A 16,238-nucleotide genomic window follows, 5' to 3' on the forward strand; every position below is an offset into this window, starting at 1 on the left:
GGCGGGTTCCGGATGCCGCAGGTCGCTCAGGCCGCGGGGGCCTGGGCGATGCGCACGGTGTTGCCCGACGGGTCGCGGAAGGCGCAGTCGCGCGGACCCCAGCCCTGGTCGATCGGCTCCTGCAGCACCTCGGCGCCCGAGGCGCGCAGGGTCTCGAAGGTGGCGTCGACGTCGTCGGAGGCGAACACGAGCAGCGGCAGCACGCCCTTCGTGAGGAGTTCCTGCATGGCGTCGCCGTCGGCCTGAGAACGTCCGGCGTGCGGCACGGACAGCACGATGCCGAGTCCCGGCTGGGCATCACTGCCCAGGGTGACCCAGCGGTAATCGCCAGAGGCGACGTCGTTCTGAACCTCGAGCCCGAGGGCGTCGCGGTAGAACGGCAGCGACTCGTCGACGTCGTTGACGGTGATGTTGGTGAACTGGAGTGCGATGGTCATGAAGCCGACGCTACGCCGCGCTCGAGACGCCCGCTTCTCCGATCCTGCTCGAATCCGACGTCGCTGCCGGAGCAGCCGGCTCACTGGCACTCGTCGCAGTGCGCTTCGGCCGCGTGTACACCTTCGCGATGCAGGCCGGCATCGCCTCCACGGCGTCGTGTCCCCGGCTGCGGTAGGCCGAGGGCGTCTCGCCCACGATCTCGAGGAAGCGCGAGCTGAACGATCCGAGCGACGTACACCCGACGGCCATGCAGGCATCGGTCACGCTCGACCCGGCACGCAGCAACGCCATGGCCCGCTCGATCCTGCGGGTCATGAGATGGCTGTACGGCGTCTCTCCGTATGCGGCTCGGAAACTGCGCGAGAAGTGCGCCGGAGACATCAGGGCCTTCGCCGCCATGGTCGGCACGTCGAGCGGCTGGGCGTAGTCGCGGTCGATCAGGTCGCGGGCACGGCGCAGGTGAGCGAGGTTCTCGAGCTCCTGCGGCGTCATGATCCCACGGTAGCACCGCGGTTTTCGCAGGTCACGGATGCCGCGGGCGCGACGTCCGGCCGCGGTCGTGGCCGTTCGCAGGCTCGACCTCCGGAGCCGCCGCGCCTCAGCTGAAGCGCGCCACGACGGCGTCGCCGTGGGCCGGCAGCGCCTCGGTCGCCGACAACGCGGCGATCGACTCGGCGACATCGGACAGGCCGTCCTTCGTGTACTCGACGACCTGCTGCGACCGCAGGAAGGTCGCGGCGTTCAGCCCAGCGGCGAATCGTGCCTGTCCGCCCGTCGGCAACACATGGTTGGAGCCTGCGGCGTAGTCGCCGAGGCTGACCGGCGAGTGCGGTCCGAGGAAGATGGCGCCGGCGTTCTGGATGCCGGCGAGCACGGCCTCGGCATCCGTCGTCTGGATCTCCAGGTGCTCCGGTCCGAAGGCGTTGCTGAAGGCGGCGGCCGCGTCGAGATCGTCGACGAGCACCACGGCGGACTGCTCACCGGTCAACGCCGCCGTGACGCGCTCACGGTGGGTCGTGAGAGCGACCTGGCGCTCGACCTCTGCGACGACGGCATCGGCGAGCTCGGTCGAGTCCGTCACCAGCACGGCGGCGGCGAGCTCGTCGTGCTCGGCCTGGCTGATGAGGTCGGCGGCCACGAGCCTGGCGTCGGCTGCGGCATCCGCGATCACGAGGATGTCGGTGGGACCCGCCTCGGCATCGATTCCGGCCTGGCCGCGGATGAGGCGCTTGGCCGCGGCGACATACACGTTGCCCGGCCCGGTGACGAGCTGCACTGGCTCGAGGCCGAGGTCGTCGACGCCGTAGGCGAGGGCGCCGATGGCACCGGCACCGCCCATCGCGTAGACCTCGTCGATGCCGAGCAACCCGGCGGCCGCGAGCACGACGGGGTGCACGTGCGAGCCGTGGTCGCGCTGCGGCGGCGACACGAGGGCGATCGAGGTGACCCCGGCGACCTGGGCCGGCACCACGTTCATGACGACGCTCGACGGGTAGACGGCCTTGCCGCCGGGCACATAGAGGCCGACACGGGCGATGGGCTGCCAGCGCTGACGGATGCGCGCGCCGGGCCCGATCTCGGTGACGGTGTTCGGAGGCACCTGGGCCGTGCTCGCGAGCCTGACGCGGCGGATGGTCTCCTCGAGGGCCCGGCGGACGGCGGGGTCGAGGGTCGAGACAGCTTCTGCGATCTCGGCCGCCGGAACGCGGAGGGCCGGCGGGCGTCCGCCGTCGAAGCGATCGGCCTGGGCGAGCAGCGCCTCCGATCCGCCCACGCGCACCTCGTCGATGAGTGCCGAAGCGGCCTCGCTGGCCACGGCGACGTCGACTGCAGCCCTCGGAACGAGCGCGAGCAGTTCTGCCGACGTGTGGGTGCGGCCTCGGAGGTCGATCGTGTGCATCACGCCTTCGAGTTTATGGGCCGGGCCGCGGCATCCGCGTTCGGAGACGAAGCCTCGCGGCGAATACGTACCCTCGTGACGACCCCGTTTCAGGAATAGCCCCGGCAGGACGATGATTGAAGCATTCGTATGAATGAGTCAGCCCCCGCCTCCAGCTCCATCACGTTCTCCGACGCTGCAACGCCCGAGGACCTGCTCTCGTTCAAGCAGGCGTTCCGCCGTCATGCGGCGGGAGTCGCCGTCATCACGGCGCTCGACTCGTCGGGAACCCCTGTCGGCTTCACGGCCACCTCGCTCGCGTCGCTCTCGGCCGTCCCGCCGCTCGCGACCTTCAACATGGCGCGCTCCGCCAGTTCGTGGCCGGCGCTGGCCGAGACCGATCGGCTCGTCATCCACATGCTCGGGCGCCGCAACCGCGGGCTCGCGCAGATCATGGCGGGTCCTGCCGCCGAGCGCTTCTCGGGCGACCACTGGACGCCCGGCCCGCACGACCTCCCCGTGCTCACCGACGTGACGGCGTGGATGCAGGGCCGGATCATCGAGCGCGTCCTGGTGCACAACAGCGCCGTCGTGGTCGTGCAGATAGAGACCGGCGCCCTCGGCCCGATCGACGCCCCGCTGCTCTACCACGAGCGGTTCTACCACGCCCCGGGTGACGTGCTCTCCGACTGAGCATCCCTCGCTTTTCGGGGGTATTCCCCCGCATTCCTCGGGGGGCGAGCGGATGCCGGCCACGCGTCGACCGTCGCTACCGTGCTCTCGAGACCCACCGGGTCGAGAGACGAGGCGACCATGTCCACGACACTTCCGACCAGGGCGGCCACGACGCCGGCGGGCTCGCCGATGCTGCTTCCGCCGCCCGTCCGCTGGCATGGACCGCTGATCGCCCTCGCCATCGGCATGGTCGTCCTCGGAGTGGTGGCCACGATCGGCCTACTGGTCGACCAGCGCGAACTCGTGGGTGCGCCCGTGTGGGCGAAGCCGCTGAAGTTCGCCATCTCGATCGCGATCTACGCCGTGACCTGGGCGTGGCTCATCGGTCAGCTCACACGGTTCCGACGCACGGCCTGGTGGGCTGGCACGGTGATCGCCGCCACCCTCGCGATCGAGACCGTGCTGATGGTGCTGCAGACGGTGCGCGGTCATCGCAGCCACTTCAACCAGGCGAACCCGTTCGACGAGGCCGTCTGGTCGATCATGGGCACATCGATCGCCGTGCTCTGGATCGCCACCCTCGTCGCCGCCGTGCTGCTGTGGTTCACGCCTCTGGCCGATCGAGCGCGCTCGCTGGCGATCAGGCTCGGGGCGGCACTCTGCCTCGTGGGTCTCGGCCTCGGCTTCCTCATGACGATGCCCCTGCCCGCGCAACTCGACGACTACGAGGGCATCATCGGCGCCCACACCGTGGGAGCCGATGACGGCGGGTCCGGCCTGCTCCTGCTCGGCTGGAGCACCGAGCACGGAGACCTGCGCATCCCGCACTTCATCGGCATGCACGCCCTGCAGGTGCTTCCTCTCGCGCTGCTGCTCATCGAGCTCGCCGCGCGTCGCGTCGCCGTGCTCGCCGACGTGCGCGTGCGGGTCGGCCTGGTCTGGACGACCTTCGCGATCTACGGTGCCGTCATGGCGCTGGTGACGTGGCAGGCGCTGCGCGGGCAGTCCATCATGCTGCCCGACGCAGCCACCCTGCTCGGCGGCGCGGCGATCGTGGGCGTGGCGCTGATCGGCATCGGGCTCAGCCTCCGTCAGGGTGCAGCAGCGCGCCGCTAACGTTGACGCGTGACCGAGATCCGCCATCCGCTCCCCCACGACCTGCCCGGCATCTACGACATCTGCCTGGCGACGGGTGATGCCGGCGCCGACGGCAGGGGCGTGTACGAGAACCCCGACCTGATCGGACACGTCTACGCCGGCCCGTACGCCGTGCGTCATCCGGAGTTCGCCTTCGTCGTCGCCGACGAGCGCGGCATCGGCGGGTACGTGCTCGCCGCACCGGACACCCGTGCCTTCGAGGCGTGGGAGGAGAGCGAGTGGTGGCCGGCCCTGCGCGCCCAGTACCCGGTGGGATCAGCCGCGACGGATGCCGACAACGCCCTCGTCGCGCTGTTCCACGAGCCCGAGCGCATCGCCGACGACGTGCTGGTGCGCTACCCGGCGCACCTCCACATCGACCTGCACCCGCGCCTGCAGGGGCAGGGGCTCGGGCGAGTCCTCATCGGGAAGGCGCTCGACGCGCTGCGGGAGGCCGGCGTGACCGGGCTGCATCTGGCCGTCGACCCTCGGAACGTCGGAGGGCAGGCGTTCTATCCGCGCGTGGGCTTCACGAGGCAGGAACGCGCCGGCGACGGCCCGATCGTGTTCACGGTGGAGCTGGGCCCCGCTCGCTGAGGCCCGGACGGAGTCCGTGGTCGAAGCGCCGTCAGGTAGCGCGTCGACCGCGCGCTGCGCGGGCCTCAGCGAGCAGACATGGTCAGACCAGGCAGTTGGGGCCGAGCAGGCTCTTGAGCTCACCGTAGAGGTCGGCCGTCACGCGCACGGGATAGGGCACCTCGAACACGCGCGCCGTCGAGCCCTTCACGAGCTTCAGCCTCACCTCGGTCTCGCCGGAGTGACGGATGAGGACATCGCCGAGCGACTGCATGATGTCGGTCGTCGCCCGCGACTCCGGCACCGAGATGACGACGGGTGCGCCATCCATGTCGCCCTGACCGAGGTCGGGACTGAAGATGCTGTAGGCGTGCAGGTTCATGCCGTCATCGCGCAGGCTGACGCGCCCGCGCACGACCACGATGGAGTCGCCGACCAGGGCGGGGGCGAACTCCTGGTAGGCCTTGCCCATGAACATCACGGTGATCTCGCCGCCGAAGTCCTCCACCTGGATCATGCCGTACTGGTTGCCCGAGTTCTTCGCCGTGCGGTGCTGCACGCTCGTGACCAGGCCGGCGATCGTGACTGTCTCGCCGTCCTGGGTGTTCTCGTTCGCCATGAGGTCGGCGATCGCGATGTCGGCGTGCTTGGCCAGCGGAACCTCGAGCCCCGCGAGCGGGTGGTCGGAGACGTAGAGGCCGAGCATCTCGCGCTCGAAGGCGAGCTTGTCGCGCTTCGACCACTCCGGGCGATCGGGAACGTGCGAGACGGGCGCGGCCCCCGCGTCCTCGAACAGGCTGTCGAAGTCGAAGCCGACGTTGCCGTTGTCCTCGTCGCGCTTGATCTTCACCGCGGACTCGACGGCCTGCTCGTGGATCTCCACGAGCGAGCGGCGGGTGTTGCCGAGGGAGTCGAAGGCGCCGGCCTTGATCAGGGACTCGATCGTGCGCTTGTTCGTAGCGTGGATCGGGACCTTGCGCAGGTAGTCGTGGAACGACTCGAAGCGGCCCTTCTCCTCTCGGGCGGCACGGATGCCGTCGACGACGTTCATGCCCACGTTGCGCACGGCGCCGAGGCCGAAGCGGATGTCCTCGCCTGCTGCGGCGAAGAAGCCGATCGACTCGTTCACGTCGGGCGGCAGCACCCTGATGCCCATGCGGCGGCACTCGTTCAGGTAGATGGCCATCTTGTCCTTGGAGTCGCCGACGCTGGTGAGCAGCGCGGCCATGTACTCCGCCGGATAGTGCGCCTTCAGGTACGCGGTCCAGTACGACACGACGCCATAGGCCGCCGAGTGCGCCTTGTTGAAGGCGTAGTCGGAGAACGGCAGCAGGATGTCCCATAGCGTCTTGATCGCGGCAGCGGAGTACCCGTTCGCCGTCATGCCGCCTGAGAAGCCCTCGAACTGCTTGTCGAGCTCGCTCTTCTTCTTCTTGCCCATCGCGCGCCGCAGGATGTCGGCCTGGCCGAGCGAGAAGCCGGCCACCTTCTGGGCGATCGACATCACCTGCTCCTGGTAGATGATGAGGCCGTAGGTGCCACCGAGCACGTCCTCGAGGGCCTCGGCCAGCTCGGGGTGGATCGGCGTGATCGGCTGCAGGCCGTTCTTGCGGAGCGCGTAGTTGGTGTGGGAGTCGGCACCCATCGGGCCGGGCCTGTAGAGCGCCAGCACGGCCGAGATGTCCTCGAAGTTGTCGGGCTTCATCAGGCGCAGCAGGCCGCGCATGGGCCCGCCGTCGAGCTGGAACACGCCGAGGGTGTCGCCACGGGCGAGCAGGTCGTAGGAGGGCTGGTCGTCGAGCTCGAGCGACTCGAGGTCGAGCCTGTGACCGCGGTTCGCCTCGATGTTGTCGAGGGCGTCGGAGATGATCGTGAGGTTGCGCAACCCCAGGAAGTCCATCTTGATCAGGCCGAGCGACTCAGCGGCCGGGTAATCGAACTGCGTGACGATCTGGCCGTCCTGCTCGCGCTTCATGATCGGGATGATGTCGATGAGCGGGTCGCTCGACATGATCACGCCGGCAGCGTGCACGCCCCACTGGCGCTTGAGGTTCTCGATGCCGAGAGCCGTGTCGAAGACCGTGCGGGCGTCGGGGTCCGTCTCGACGACGGCCCTGATGTCGCTGGCCTCCTTGAATCGCGGATGCGCCTTGTCGAAGATGCCGGTGAGCGGGATGTCCTTGCCCATGACGGGCGGCGGCATCGCCTTCGTGAGCTTGTCGCCCATGCCGAAGGGGAAGCCGAGCACGCGGGACGAGTCCTTGAGCGCCTGCTTGGCCTTGATGGTGCCGTAGGTCACGATCTGGGCGACGCGCTCGGAGCCGTACTTCTCGGTCACGTACTTGATGACCTCGCCGCGGCGACGATCGTCGAAGTCGACGTCGAAGTCGGGCATGGAGACGCGGTCGGGGTTGAGGAAGCGCTCGAAGATGAGCCCGTGGCGCAGCGGATCGAGGTCGGTGATCTTCATGGCGTAGGCGGCCATCGATCCGGCACCCGAGCCACGGCCGGGGCCGACGCGGATGCCGTTGCGCTTCGACCAGTTGATGAAGTCGGCGACGACGAGGAAGTAGCCGGGGAAGCCCATCTGCAGGATGACGCCGACCTCGTAGTCGGCCTGCTTGCGCACGTCGTCGGGGATGCCGTTCGGGTAGCGCTCGGCGAGGCCGGCGTCGACCTCCTTGGTGAACCACGAGTCCTCGGTCTCCCCCTCTGGCACGGGGAAGCGCGGCATGTAGTTGGCGTTGGTGTCGAATTCGACGTTGCAGCGCTCGGCGATGAGCAGGGTGTTGTCGCAGGCCTCCGGGTAGTCGCGGAACAGCGACCGCATCTGGTCCGCACTCTTCAGGTAGAACTCGTCTGCGTCGAACTTGAAGCGGTTCGGGTCGTCGAGGGTGGAACCGGACTGCACGCAGAGGAGGGCGGCATGGCTGGTCGCGTCGTGGGCGTGCGTGTAGTGCAGGTCGTTGGTGGCGACGAGGGGCATGTCGAGCTGCTTGGCGAGCTTGAGCAGGTCGTTCATGGTGCGCCGCTCGATCGGCAGGCCGTGATCCATGATCTCGGCGTAGTAGTTCTCCTTGCCGAACATGTCCTGGAAGTCGGCGGCGGCCTTGACCGCCTCGTCGTACTGCCCGAGTCGCAGGCGGGTCTGCACCTCGCCGCTCACACAGCCGGTCGTGGCGATGAGGCCGGTGCTGTACTCGGAGAGGATCTCCCGGTCCATGCGGGGCTTGAAGTAGTAGCCCTCCATCGACGCCTTGCTCGAGAGCCTGAACAGGTTGTGCATGCCCTCGGTCGTCGACGACAGCAGGGTCATGTGCGTGTAGGCGCCGGCACCCGACACGTCGTCCTCGCCACCGTTGCCCCACCGCACCCGCGTGCGGTCGCCGCGGTGGGTGCCCGGGGTGACGTAGGCCTCGGTGCCGATGATCGGCTTGATGCCGGCCTCGGTGGCCGTGCGCCAGAAGTCGAATGCTCCGAACACGTTGCCATGGTCGGTGACGGCGACGGCGGGCATGCCCTGTTCGACAGCGGCCTCGATGAGCGGCTTGACGCGCGCGGCGCCGTCGAGCATCGAGTACTCGCTGTGTACGTGCAGGTGGACGAAGGAGTCACCGTTGGAGGGCAGATTCACTCCTGACGAGAGGGGACGAGCGGGTGGTGAGTGTCCAGCTTAAGACCTGCGCGGCCGCGCATCGGCGCGTCGCGAGCGTGTCGGTCAGTCGCCGCGCAGAACGTCGAGGGCGTGCTGCAGTTCTGGCGCGTACGGCGACCGGAAGGTGACCCATTCTCCGCTCGACGGGTGGTCGAAGCTGAGCTGGTGGGCGTGCAGCCACTGCCTGGTGAGACCGAGCTTGGCCGACAGCTTGGGGTCCGCTCCGTACATGGCATCTCCGACGCACGGATGCCGCTGGGCCGCCATATGCACGCGGATCTGGTGCGTTCGCCCTGTCTCCAGGTGGACCTCGAGCAGGGAGGCGTAGGGGAACGCCTCGAGTGTCTCGTAGTGGGTGACGGAGTGCTTGCCGTCGGCGATGACGGCGAACTTCCAGTCGGAGCGCGGATGCCGCCCGATGGGCGCGTCGATCGTGCCGAGGAGCGGATCGGGGTGCCCCTGCACGACGGCGTGGTAGATCTTCTCGACCTCGCGATCGTGGAAGGCGCGCTTTAGGGCCGTGTAGGCCTTCTCGCTCTTGGCGACGACCATGAGGCCGCTGGTGCCGGCATCGAGGCGGTGCACGACTCCGGCGCGCTCTGGAGCCCCCGACGTGGAGATGCGGAAACCGGCGGCGGCGAGAGCGCCGACCACGGTCGGACCCTCCCAGCCGACTGAGGGATGCGCTGCGACGCCTGCAGGCTTGTCGACGACGACGATGTCGTCGTCGTCGTGGACGATGCCGAGGTCGGGCACCGGGATCGGCACGATCTCGAGAGCCTGCTTCGGCGCCCAGCTCACCTCGAGCCAGGAGCCGCCCCGCAGCCTGTCGGACTTGTCGACGGTGCGCCCGTCCACACTGACGCCGCCTGCCTCCGCGACCTCGGCCGCGAAGGTGCGGGAGAAGCCGAGGAGCTTGGCGATCGCGGCGTCGACGCGGGTGCCGTCCAGACCGTCGGGCACGGGCAGGGAGCGCGTCTCCATGCTCAGTCGCGACTCTCGGGAGCAGTGGGTGCTGCCGGAGCTGTGGGCGCCGCCGGCGCAGCGGGAGCTGCGGCATCCGTCACCGTCGCATCGGCGTCAACGGCGCCTGCCGCATCGGGCTCAGCGTCGGGCTTGTCCTTGCTCGGTCGTGAACCGTCGAGGCCGATGCCCCTCAGGGTCAGGATGAGGAACAGGATCATGCTCGACACGATGGCCATGTCGGCCACGTTGTAGATGGCCGGCACGATCCACGGTGTCGAGATGAAGTCGATCACGTGCCCCATGCCGAAGCTGGGCTCCCGCAGGAAGCGATCGGTGAGGTTGCCCAGCACCCCGCCCAGGAGCAGGCCGAACACGACGGCCCACGCCTTGGAGCGGATGCGCGTGGCGAACCAGATGATGAACACGATCACGAGCGAGGCGATGATCGTGAAGATCCACGTCATGCCGCTCGCGAGGGAGAACGCAGCTCCGGAATTACGCACGAACAGGAGCTGCAGCACGGGACCGAGAACCGGTACCGTCTCCCCCTCCGTCAGGTTGCTGACGACGAGGTACTTGCTCAACTGGTCGAGGCCGTATGCGCAGAGCGCGACCCCGGCCAGAAGCGCGAGTGTGGTGGAGCTGACCCTCTTCTTCGTGCCGGCGCTACGCGCCAAAGCCCTGGAAGCTCGGAGCCTGCTGGTCGCCGGAGGCGCTCACCGGCGAACCGAAGGTCTGGCCAGCGGGGGCTGCAGCGGGTGCAGCCGAGGCTCCGCCCGACGCGTCGAGCTCACGCAGCTGACCCTCGATGTAGCCCTTGAGCTTGGAGCGGTAGTCGCGCTCGAAGTTGCGCAGCTCGTCGATGCGGGTCTCGAGACCCTGACGCTCGGCGTCGAGCGCTCCGATCTGGGCGCGCTGCTTGGCCTCGGCCTCGGCGACGACGCGCGCTGCGGTGGCGTGGCCCTCGGCGATGAGCGCGTCGCGCTTCTCGATGCCCTCGCGCACGTGCTCCTCGTGCAGGCGGCGAGCCAGCTGCAGGAGGTTCGTGGTGCTGGTCTGCTCGTCCTCGACCGCTGCCACCGGGGCCGCGACGACGGGTGCCGGGACGGCTGCGACGGGCTCGGCGAAGCTGGGCACCGGAGCGACGGCGGCCGGAGCCTCCTCGCCACGCGAACCGGACGACGCGAGCTGCTGGCGCAGCTCCTCGTTCTCGCCGTTCAGACGGCGCAGTTCGACGACGACCTCGTCGAGGAAGTCATCGACCTCGTCCTGGTCGTATCCCTCACGGAACTTCGTCGGCTGGAACCGCTTGTTGACAACATCTTCCGGAGTAAGCGCCATGGCCTGCCACCCTTTGAACTTGATTCGAACTGGTCTTGGAAACGTTCGACTAACGCTAGCAAAGTCCGCTGGGGATTCGCACGGCGCGCCGACGTCCGACGTCGTATCGACATCGGGCGCCCGCTCAGGCGAAGAGCGGGACGATCCACATCAGGATGATGACGATGAGCATCGTCAGGCTCCAGCCGAAGTCGAACGCCACACCGCCGACCCGCAGCGGAGGAAGCAGACGGCGGAAGAAACGGATGGGCGGTTCGGTCACCGTGTACACGCCTTCGGCGAGCACCAGACCGAAGCCATGCGGACGCCAACTGCGGTTGAAGGTCTTCACCAGGTCGAGCACGAAACGCGCCCACATGACGAAGAAGTAGATCAGCAGCAGGTAGTAGAGGATGCTCGCGAGGAGCGAGACGATCGCCACGTACTGTTACGGCTGCGCGAAGAACGACGCTTCGACGTCGGACTCCGCAGCACCGTTCTCACCGGAGATCATGACGTGCTGCGGCGAGAGCAGGAAGACCTTGTTGGTGACGCGCTCGATCTTGCCGTAGAGGCCCTGAGACAGTCCGCTCGCGAAGTCGATGAGGCGACGGGCGTCGCCGTCCGACATCTGCGAGAGGTTGATGATCACGGGGATGCCCTCGCGGAAGCTCTCGGCGATGACCTGGGCGTCGCGGTACTGGCGCGGGTGCACGGTCAGGATCTCGTTCATCTCGGATGCCACGGGTGCAACCACCTTCGGAGTCGAGGACTTGCGCAGGGGGGTCACCGGTGCGCCACCGCGAGCGGGTGCCGGAGCCGGTGCCGCCGCGACGGGCGCGGCAGGAGCCGCCGCGGGAGTCTCGTATTCGAGCTCCTCGTCGGCCAGACCCAGATAGACCATGGTCTTCTTGAGCGGGTTGGACATCGCTACCTCCGTTGCGTGATCACTACAGGTTCAGATTAACCGGGGGTCAGGACGATTCCCGGTAATGATGGTGCCGATTCGAAGGTGTGTCGCCCCTTCGAGGATGGCGGCTCGGAAATCCTGGGACATGCCCATGGACAGCGAGGTGGCGTGCGGCGCCTGCCGCTGGATTCGCTCGGACAGTGCTCGCACATGGGCGAACGCCCGGCGCGGGTCCTCATCGAGCGGGGCGACCGCCATGAGGCCGAGCAGCCGCAGCCCGGGGGCGGCGAGCACCTCGTCGACGAGCCCGGGAAGCCGGGCCGGCGTAGCCCCGCCGCGGGACTCGTCCGCGGTGAGGTTCACCTGCACGAAGCAGTCGATGCTCGATTCCTCCGACGCCAGTGCGTCGACGAGCGACGACCTGTCTACGGAGTGGATCACGTCGGCGTAGGCCCGCACCTGCCTGGCCTTCTTGCCCTGCACCTGGCCCACGAAGTGCCAGCGGATGGGCAGCCCCGACAGCTCGGCGGCCTTGTCCCTGGCCTCCTGATGACGGTTCTCGGCGATGTCGTGCACGCCGAGCTCCACCAGGTCGCGGATGAGCGCGGCCGGGTGGAACTTCGTGACGGCGATCGTGGTGATGTCGTCGACGGATCGACCCGCCTCCGCTGCGGCGTCGGAGACGGCGAGCCGCAGGGAGCCGAGGCGTTCGGCGAGCGTCGCATCCGTCATCGTGAGTCGCTTCGCCCGCGTCCTATTTCAGGAAGTCGGGGATGTCGATGTCCTCGCTGTCGTCGGCGAACGCAGGATCGGCGACGACCTGTTCGACGACACCGGAGTCGGCGGTCCAGACCGGCGAGTCCACGAGCTCCTCGATGTCGAACTCCCCGTCGAGGGAGTCGGCGGCCGTCGGGCTCACCGCGATGCCGACGGCGGCCGCGGCGGCACCGAGGCTGGCCTTGGTCTGGCCGGCCTTGCGGGCTGCCTCGTCGATCGGCTGCGGTTCTCCGCCGTCGAAGCCTGCGGCGATGACGGTGACCCGCACCTCGTCACCCAGGGTGTCGTCGATGACGGCACCGAAGATGATGTTGGCCTCCGGGTGGACGGCCTCCTGCACGAGGCGCGCGGCGTCGTTGATCTCGAAGATTCCGAGGTTCGATCCGCCCTGGATCGAGAGGAGCACGCCGTGCGCGCCGTCGATGGACGCCTCGAGCAGCGGGCTCGCCACGGCGAGCTCTGCTGCCTTGATGGCACGGTCGGCGCCACGCGAGGAGCCGATGCCCATAAGGGCGGAGCCTGCACCCTGCATGACGGACTTCACGTCGGCGAAGTCGAGGTTGATGAGTCCCGGCGTGGTGATGAGGTCGGTGATGCCCTGCACACCGGCCAGGAGCACCTGGTCGGCCGTCGAGAACGCCTCGAGCATGCTGATGCCGCGGTCGCTGATCTCGAGCAGCCGGTCGTTCGGAACGACGATGAGGGTGTCGACCTCGTTCTTGAGGCTCGCGACGCCCTGCTCGGCCTGGGTCTGACGACGGCGTCCCTCGAAGCCGAACGGCTTCGTGACGACACCGATGGTGAGCGCTCCGATGGACTTGGCGATCCGGGCGACGACGGGTGCGCCGCCGGTTCCGGTTCCACCACCCTCTCCGGCAGTGACGAAGACCATGTCGGCCCCGGCGAGGGCCTCCTCGATCTCCTCGGCGTGGTCCTCGGCGGCGCGGCGGCCGACCTCGGGATCCGCTCCGGCACCGAGGCCGCGGGTGAGGTCGCGGCCCACGTCGAGCTTGACGTCGGCGTCGCTCATCAACAGTGCCTGGGCATCCGTGTTGATGGCGATGAACTCGACTCCGCGCAAGCCCAGTTCGATCATTCGATTGACGGCGTTGACGCCGCCGCCGCCGATTCCGACGACCTTGATGACGGCGAGGTAGTTCTGGTTTGTTGACACGTCCGGCCTCCGGTTGAAACCCTAAACCTCAAGTGGAAGCTTAAAGTTATGCTGGGTATGCATTTCTTGACTTGACGTTAGGTCGACCGGGGCGAAGCGGGTCAGACAAGCGCGGGCGTGTCGGAACACCGGGCCGAAAGTCGCCGCGCTGACACCGATTCCCACGGGAACCGGGCGGATGCCGGACGGAATCCGGAGGCGATCGTCAGCTGTAGACGGGACTCGACGGCGATGAGACGTCGTAGTTCGCCGCACCGGGAGCGACGGCCAGGAGCCTCGCGAGCACCGTCGCCTTGATGACCGAGTCGTCGGCGCTCCCCCAGACTATGGACGGGCCACCGGCGAGCTGCAGCGTGACATCGTCCCGGGTCCCGGCCGTGACGGAGTCCAGGCCCGCGCGGAGGTCGGCCGGGAGCGCCCGGACCACCTCTCCGGCTGCGGCCAGAGCCGTCGGCGTCGGGGTGTCGAGAAGCGGGTAGCCGGCCGGTCGCTCGGGAGAGGACGAGATGACGACGCCGGCGGAGTCGACGAGCTCGAATCCGGCATCAGTGGTCCGCGCACCGATCGGGTCGCGCTCGACGATGCGGATGACGAGGGTGTCGGGCGGATGACTCTCGGTCGAGTAGCTCTGGATGAGGGTCATGCCCGAGAGCTTCTCGCGCACGGCGGCGAGGTCGATGAGGGGCAGCGGCGTGCCGAGCTGGTCGCTCAGTGCCGTGACGATCTGCGTGGGAGCCACGCGCTGGGCACCCTCAACCGTGACGACGCGCAGCGCCATCATCGGCGAGAAGGCCGTGCCGGCGACGACCAGCACCATCGCGAGCAGTGCTCCCCCGCTGATGAGCCAGGTACGGCGACGACGACGGGACGCTGCGGTGAAGCGGCGCACCTCCGCGCGCTCGTAGCGCTTGCGGCCGCGTCTGGCCGCGCGGATGCCTGCGGCCGTTGCCCAGGCGGAGCGAGCGGGCTCGTCCGGTCCTGTGGCTGCGGAGGTCTCGGTCGAGCCTGAGGACGCCTCGGACCAACCGCCGACGGATGCCGCCGTCGACGCACCCTTCGCCGACCGCGATCCGCGTGTCTTCCTGGCCGCGCGGCGCTCGGCCTCGGCGGCTGCGGTGGCTGCCGCCGCCTCGGCGGCCTCCCGATCAAAGAGGATCACCGGCGCGACGGAATCGACGGATGCCGAATGTGCGGCATCCGTCATCGTCTTCTTCTTCTTCGTCGACGTCGTCGACGACTGGGGTGCGTCGGACTGGGGCTGCGCCGGCCGTTTGCCCGCCGGCGGCGGCTCGAAGCCCTGCGGCCGCTTCATCGGGCGGACCGCCTCATTCGCGCTCGGCCTCGAGCGAACCGAGCAGCTGCGGAACGATGCGGTAGACGTCGCCGCATCCGAGCGTGATCACGAAGTCGCCGTCGCGGGCGATCGAGGCCGTGTGGTCTGCAGCAGCCTGCCAGTCGGGCACGAAGGCGACGTGTGAGGCATCGGTGAACCGCTCGCTGACGAGGGCGCCGGTGACTCCGGGCTCCGGGTCCTCGCGGGCTCCGTAGACGTCGAGCACGACGGTCTCGTCCGCGTACTGCTCAAGCACGTCGGCGAACTCCTGGGCGAACAGGCGCGTACGGCTGTACAGGTGAGGCTGGTGCACGGCGATGATGCGACCATCGCCCACGACGGTGCGCGCAGCGGAGAGGGCTGCGGCGACCTCGGTCGGGTGGTGCGCGTAGTCGTCGTAGACGCTCACGCCGCGCACTGTTCCGTGCAGCTGGAAGCGGCGCTCGGTTCCGCCGAACTGGGCGATGGCGGCCAGCGAGGCCGCCGGGTCGAGGCCGACGCTCACGAGCACCGCGAAGGCGCCGGCGGCGTTGATGGCGTTGTGCACGCCGGGGATGCGCAGCTGGGCGCGGTACTCCTCGCCCTTCCACGACAGGGTGAAGGCGACGGGGCCGTCTGTGGCCACGTCGAAGACGCGCACGTCGGCATCTGCGGCCTGGCCGAAGGTGATGACGTTGCCGCCGGTCAGAGCAGCGCCGACGCGCACCGCTCCCGGATCGTCGGAGGAGATGACGACGGTCTCGCTCGCGGCCGAGGCGAAGTCGACGAAGGCCTGCTGGAACGCCTCGAGAGAGCCGTAGTGATCGAGGTGGTCGGGGTCGACGTTCGTGATCAGGGCGACGGAGGTGTCGTAGAGCAGGAATGACCCGTCGGACTCGTCGGCCTCGACGACGAACAGCTCGCCATCGCCGCGGGCTGAACTGACACCCAGGGTGTCGATGACGCCGCCGTTGACGAAGCTCGGGTCCTCTCCGAGGCCGAGCAGTCCGGTGACGATCATGCCGGTCGAGGTCGTCTTGCCGTGCGCGCCGGCGACGGCGATGAGCCGCTGACCGGAGACGAGCCAGGCGAGGGCCTGCGAGCGGTGGAGCACGGGCAGGCCGCGCTCGAGCGCGAGCTGGTACTCGGGGTTGTCCTGCCAGAGCGCTCCGGTGACGACGAGGGTGTCCGCGTCGCCGACGTTGGCGGCATCGTGGCCGATGTGCACCGTCGCGCCCAGATCGCGCAGGGCCTGCACGTTGGCGGAGTCGCGCACGTCGGAGCCGCTGACAGCGTGTCCGGCGCCGAGGAAGAGCCGCGCGATGCCGCTCATGCCCGAGCCGCCGATCCCGACGAAGTGCACGGTTCCGAGGTCGTCGGGGATCGTGATGCCGAGGTCGGGTTTGATCGTCACTGCGC

The 16,238-nt window shown here is 68.7% G+C and carries 16 protein-coding genes; 3 read left to right on the plus strand and 13 right to left on the minus strand.

The window, feature by feature from the left end; translation table 11 throughout:
* Positions 1-26: 26 nt before the first annotated feature.
* From AADV74_RS06255 to hisD, 3 genes are all read right to left on the minus strand, one after another.
* A complete protein-coding gene (locus AADV74_RS06255; protein ID WP_342112608.1) occupies positions 27-437 on the minus strand; it encodes a VOC family protein in 411 nt (136 codons plus the stop codon).
* Positions 438-447: 10 nt separating this feature from the next.
* On the minus strand, positions 448-930 hold the full coding sequence (locus AADV74_RS06260; protein ID WP_342112609.1) for a helix-turn-helix transcriptional regulator: 483 nt from the start codon (positions 928-930) through the stop codon (positions 448-450).
* A gap of 106 nt (positions 931-1,036) precedes the next feature.
* Positions 1,037-2,338 carry a histidinol dehydrogenase gene (hisD, locus tag AADV74_RS06265; protein ID WP_342113105.1) on the minus strand — a complete coding sequence of 434 codons (1,302 nt, stop codon included), beginning with the start codon at positions 2,336-2,338 and terminating at the stop codon, positions 1,037-1,039.
* 129 nt (positions 2,339-2,467) lie between these two features.
* Here hisD and AADV74_RS06270 point away from each other — a divergent pair, with 129 nt between their 5' ends.
* The 3 genes from AADV74_RS06270 (at position 2,468) to AADV74_RS06280 (ending at position 4,726) form a co-directional block, all read left to right on the plus strand.
* Positions 2,468-3,010: a flavin reductase family protein gene (locus tag AADV74_RS06270; RefSeq protein ID WP_056163531.1), complete on the plus strand. Its 543-nt coding sequence runs from the start codon at positions 2,468-2,470 to the stop codon at positions 3,008-3,010.
* A 120-nt stretch (positions 3,011-3,130) separates the two neighbouring features.
* Positions 3,131-4,108 carry a hypothetical protein gene (locus tag AADV74_RS06275; RefSeq protein WP_342112610.1) on the plus strand — a complete coding sequence of 326 codons (978 nt, stop codon included), beginning with the start codon at positions 3,131-3,133 and terminating at the stop codon, positions 4,106-4,108.
* A gap of 9 nt (positions 4,109-4,117) precedes the next feature.
* Positions 4,118-4,726, plus strand: coding sequence for a GNAT family N-acetyltransferase (locus tag AADV74_RS06280; RefSeq protein WP_342112611.1), 609 nt, complete (start codon positions 4,118-4,120; stop codon positions 4,724-4,726).
* 82 nt (positions 4,727-4,808) lie between these two features.
* Here the strand turns inward: AADV74_RS06280 and dnaE are convergent, their stop codons facing one another.
* The 10 genes from dnaE to murC form a co-directional block, all read right to left on the minus strand.
* Complete coding sequence (gene dnaE / locus AADV74_RS06285; protein WP_425287275.1) at positions 4,809-8,279, minus strand: DNA polymerase III subunit alpha; 3,471 nt, start codon at positions 8,277-8,279, stop codon at positions 4,809-4,811.
* Between the two features lie 144 nt (positions 8,280-8,423).
* Positions 8,424-9,344 (minus strand): RluA family pseudouridine synthase, encoded by a 921-nt coding sequence (locus tag AADV74_RS06290; RefSeq protein WP_342112612.1) that lies wholly within the window; start codon positions 9,342-9,344, stop codon positions 8,424-8,426.
* Positions 9,345-9,346: 2 nt separating this feature from the next.
* Positions 9,347-10,003 carry a signal peptidase II gene (gene lspA, locus AADV74_RS06295; protein WP_342112613.1) on the minus strand — a complete coding sequence of 219 codons (657 nt, stop codon included), beginning with the start codon at positions 10,001-10,003 and terminating at the stop codon, positions 9,347-9,349.
* Complete coding sequence (locus tag AADV74_RS06300) at positions 9,993-10,667, minus strand: DivIVA domain-containing protein (protein ID WP_342112614.1); 675 nt, start codon at positions 10,665-10,667, stop codon at positions 9,993-9,995. The genes lspA and AADV74_RS06300 overlap by 11 nt, the downstream gene beginning before the upstream one ends.
* A gap of 124 nt (positions 10,668-10,791) precedes the next feature.
* Positions 10,792-11,088, minus strand: a complete 297-nt coding sequence (locus AADV74_RS06305; protein ID WP_342112615.1) for a YggT family protein — start codon at positions 11,086-11,088, stop codon at positions 10,792-10,794.
* 6 nt (positions 11,089-11,094) lie between these two features.
* The gene (locus AADV74_RS06310; protein WP_056163549.1) at positions 11,095-11,574 is read right to left on the minus strand and encodes a cell division protein SepF; all 480 of its coding nucleotides are present in this window, start codon (positions 11,572-11,574) and stop codon (positions 11,095-11,097) included.
* Between the two features lie 30 nt (positions 11,575-11,604).
* On the minus strand, positions 11,605-12,288 hold the full coding sequence (locus AADV74_RS06315) for a YggS family pyridoxal phosphate-dependent enzyme (RefSeq protein ID WP_056163553.1): 684 nt from the start codon (positions 12,286-12,288) through the stop codon (positions 11,605-11,607).
* Positions 12,289-12,310: 22 nt separating this feature from the next.
* Positions 12,311-13,507, minus strand: coding sequence for a cell division protein FtsZ (ftsZ, locus tag AADV74_RS06320; RefSeq protein WP_342112616.1), 1,197 nt, complete (start codon positions 13,505-13,507; stop codon positions 12,311-12,313).
* 205 nt (positions 13,508-13,712) lie between these two features.
* Positions 13,713-14,819, minus strand: coding sequence for a cell division protein FtsQ/DivIB (locus tag AADV74_RS06325; protein ID WP_342112617.1), 1,107 nt, complete (start codon positions 14,817-14,819; stop codon positions 13,713-13,715).
* Positions 14,820-14,832: 13 nt separating this feature from the next.
* The gene (murC, locus tag AADV74_RS06330) at positions 14,833-16,233 is read right to left on the minus strand and encodes a UDP-N-acetylmuramate--L-alanine ligase (RefSeq protein ID WP_342112618.1); all 1,401 of its coding nucleotides are present in this window, start codon (positions 16,231-16,233) and stop codon (positions 14,833-14,835) included.
* Positions 16,234-16,238 lie beyond the last annotated feature (5 nt).

Origin of the sequence: Leifsonia stereocauli, from assembly GCF_038432415.1 — a bacterium.
Taxonomy (GTDB): domain Bacteria; phylum Actinomycetota; class Actinomycetes; order Actinomycetales; family Microbacteriaceae; genus Orlajensenia; species Orlajensenia stereocauli.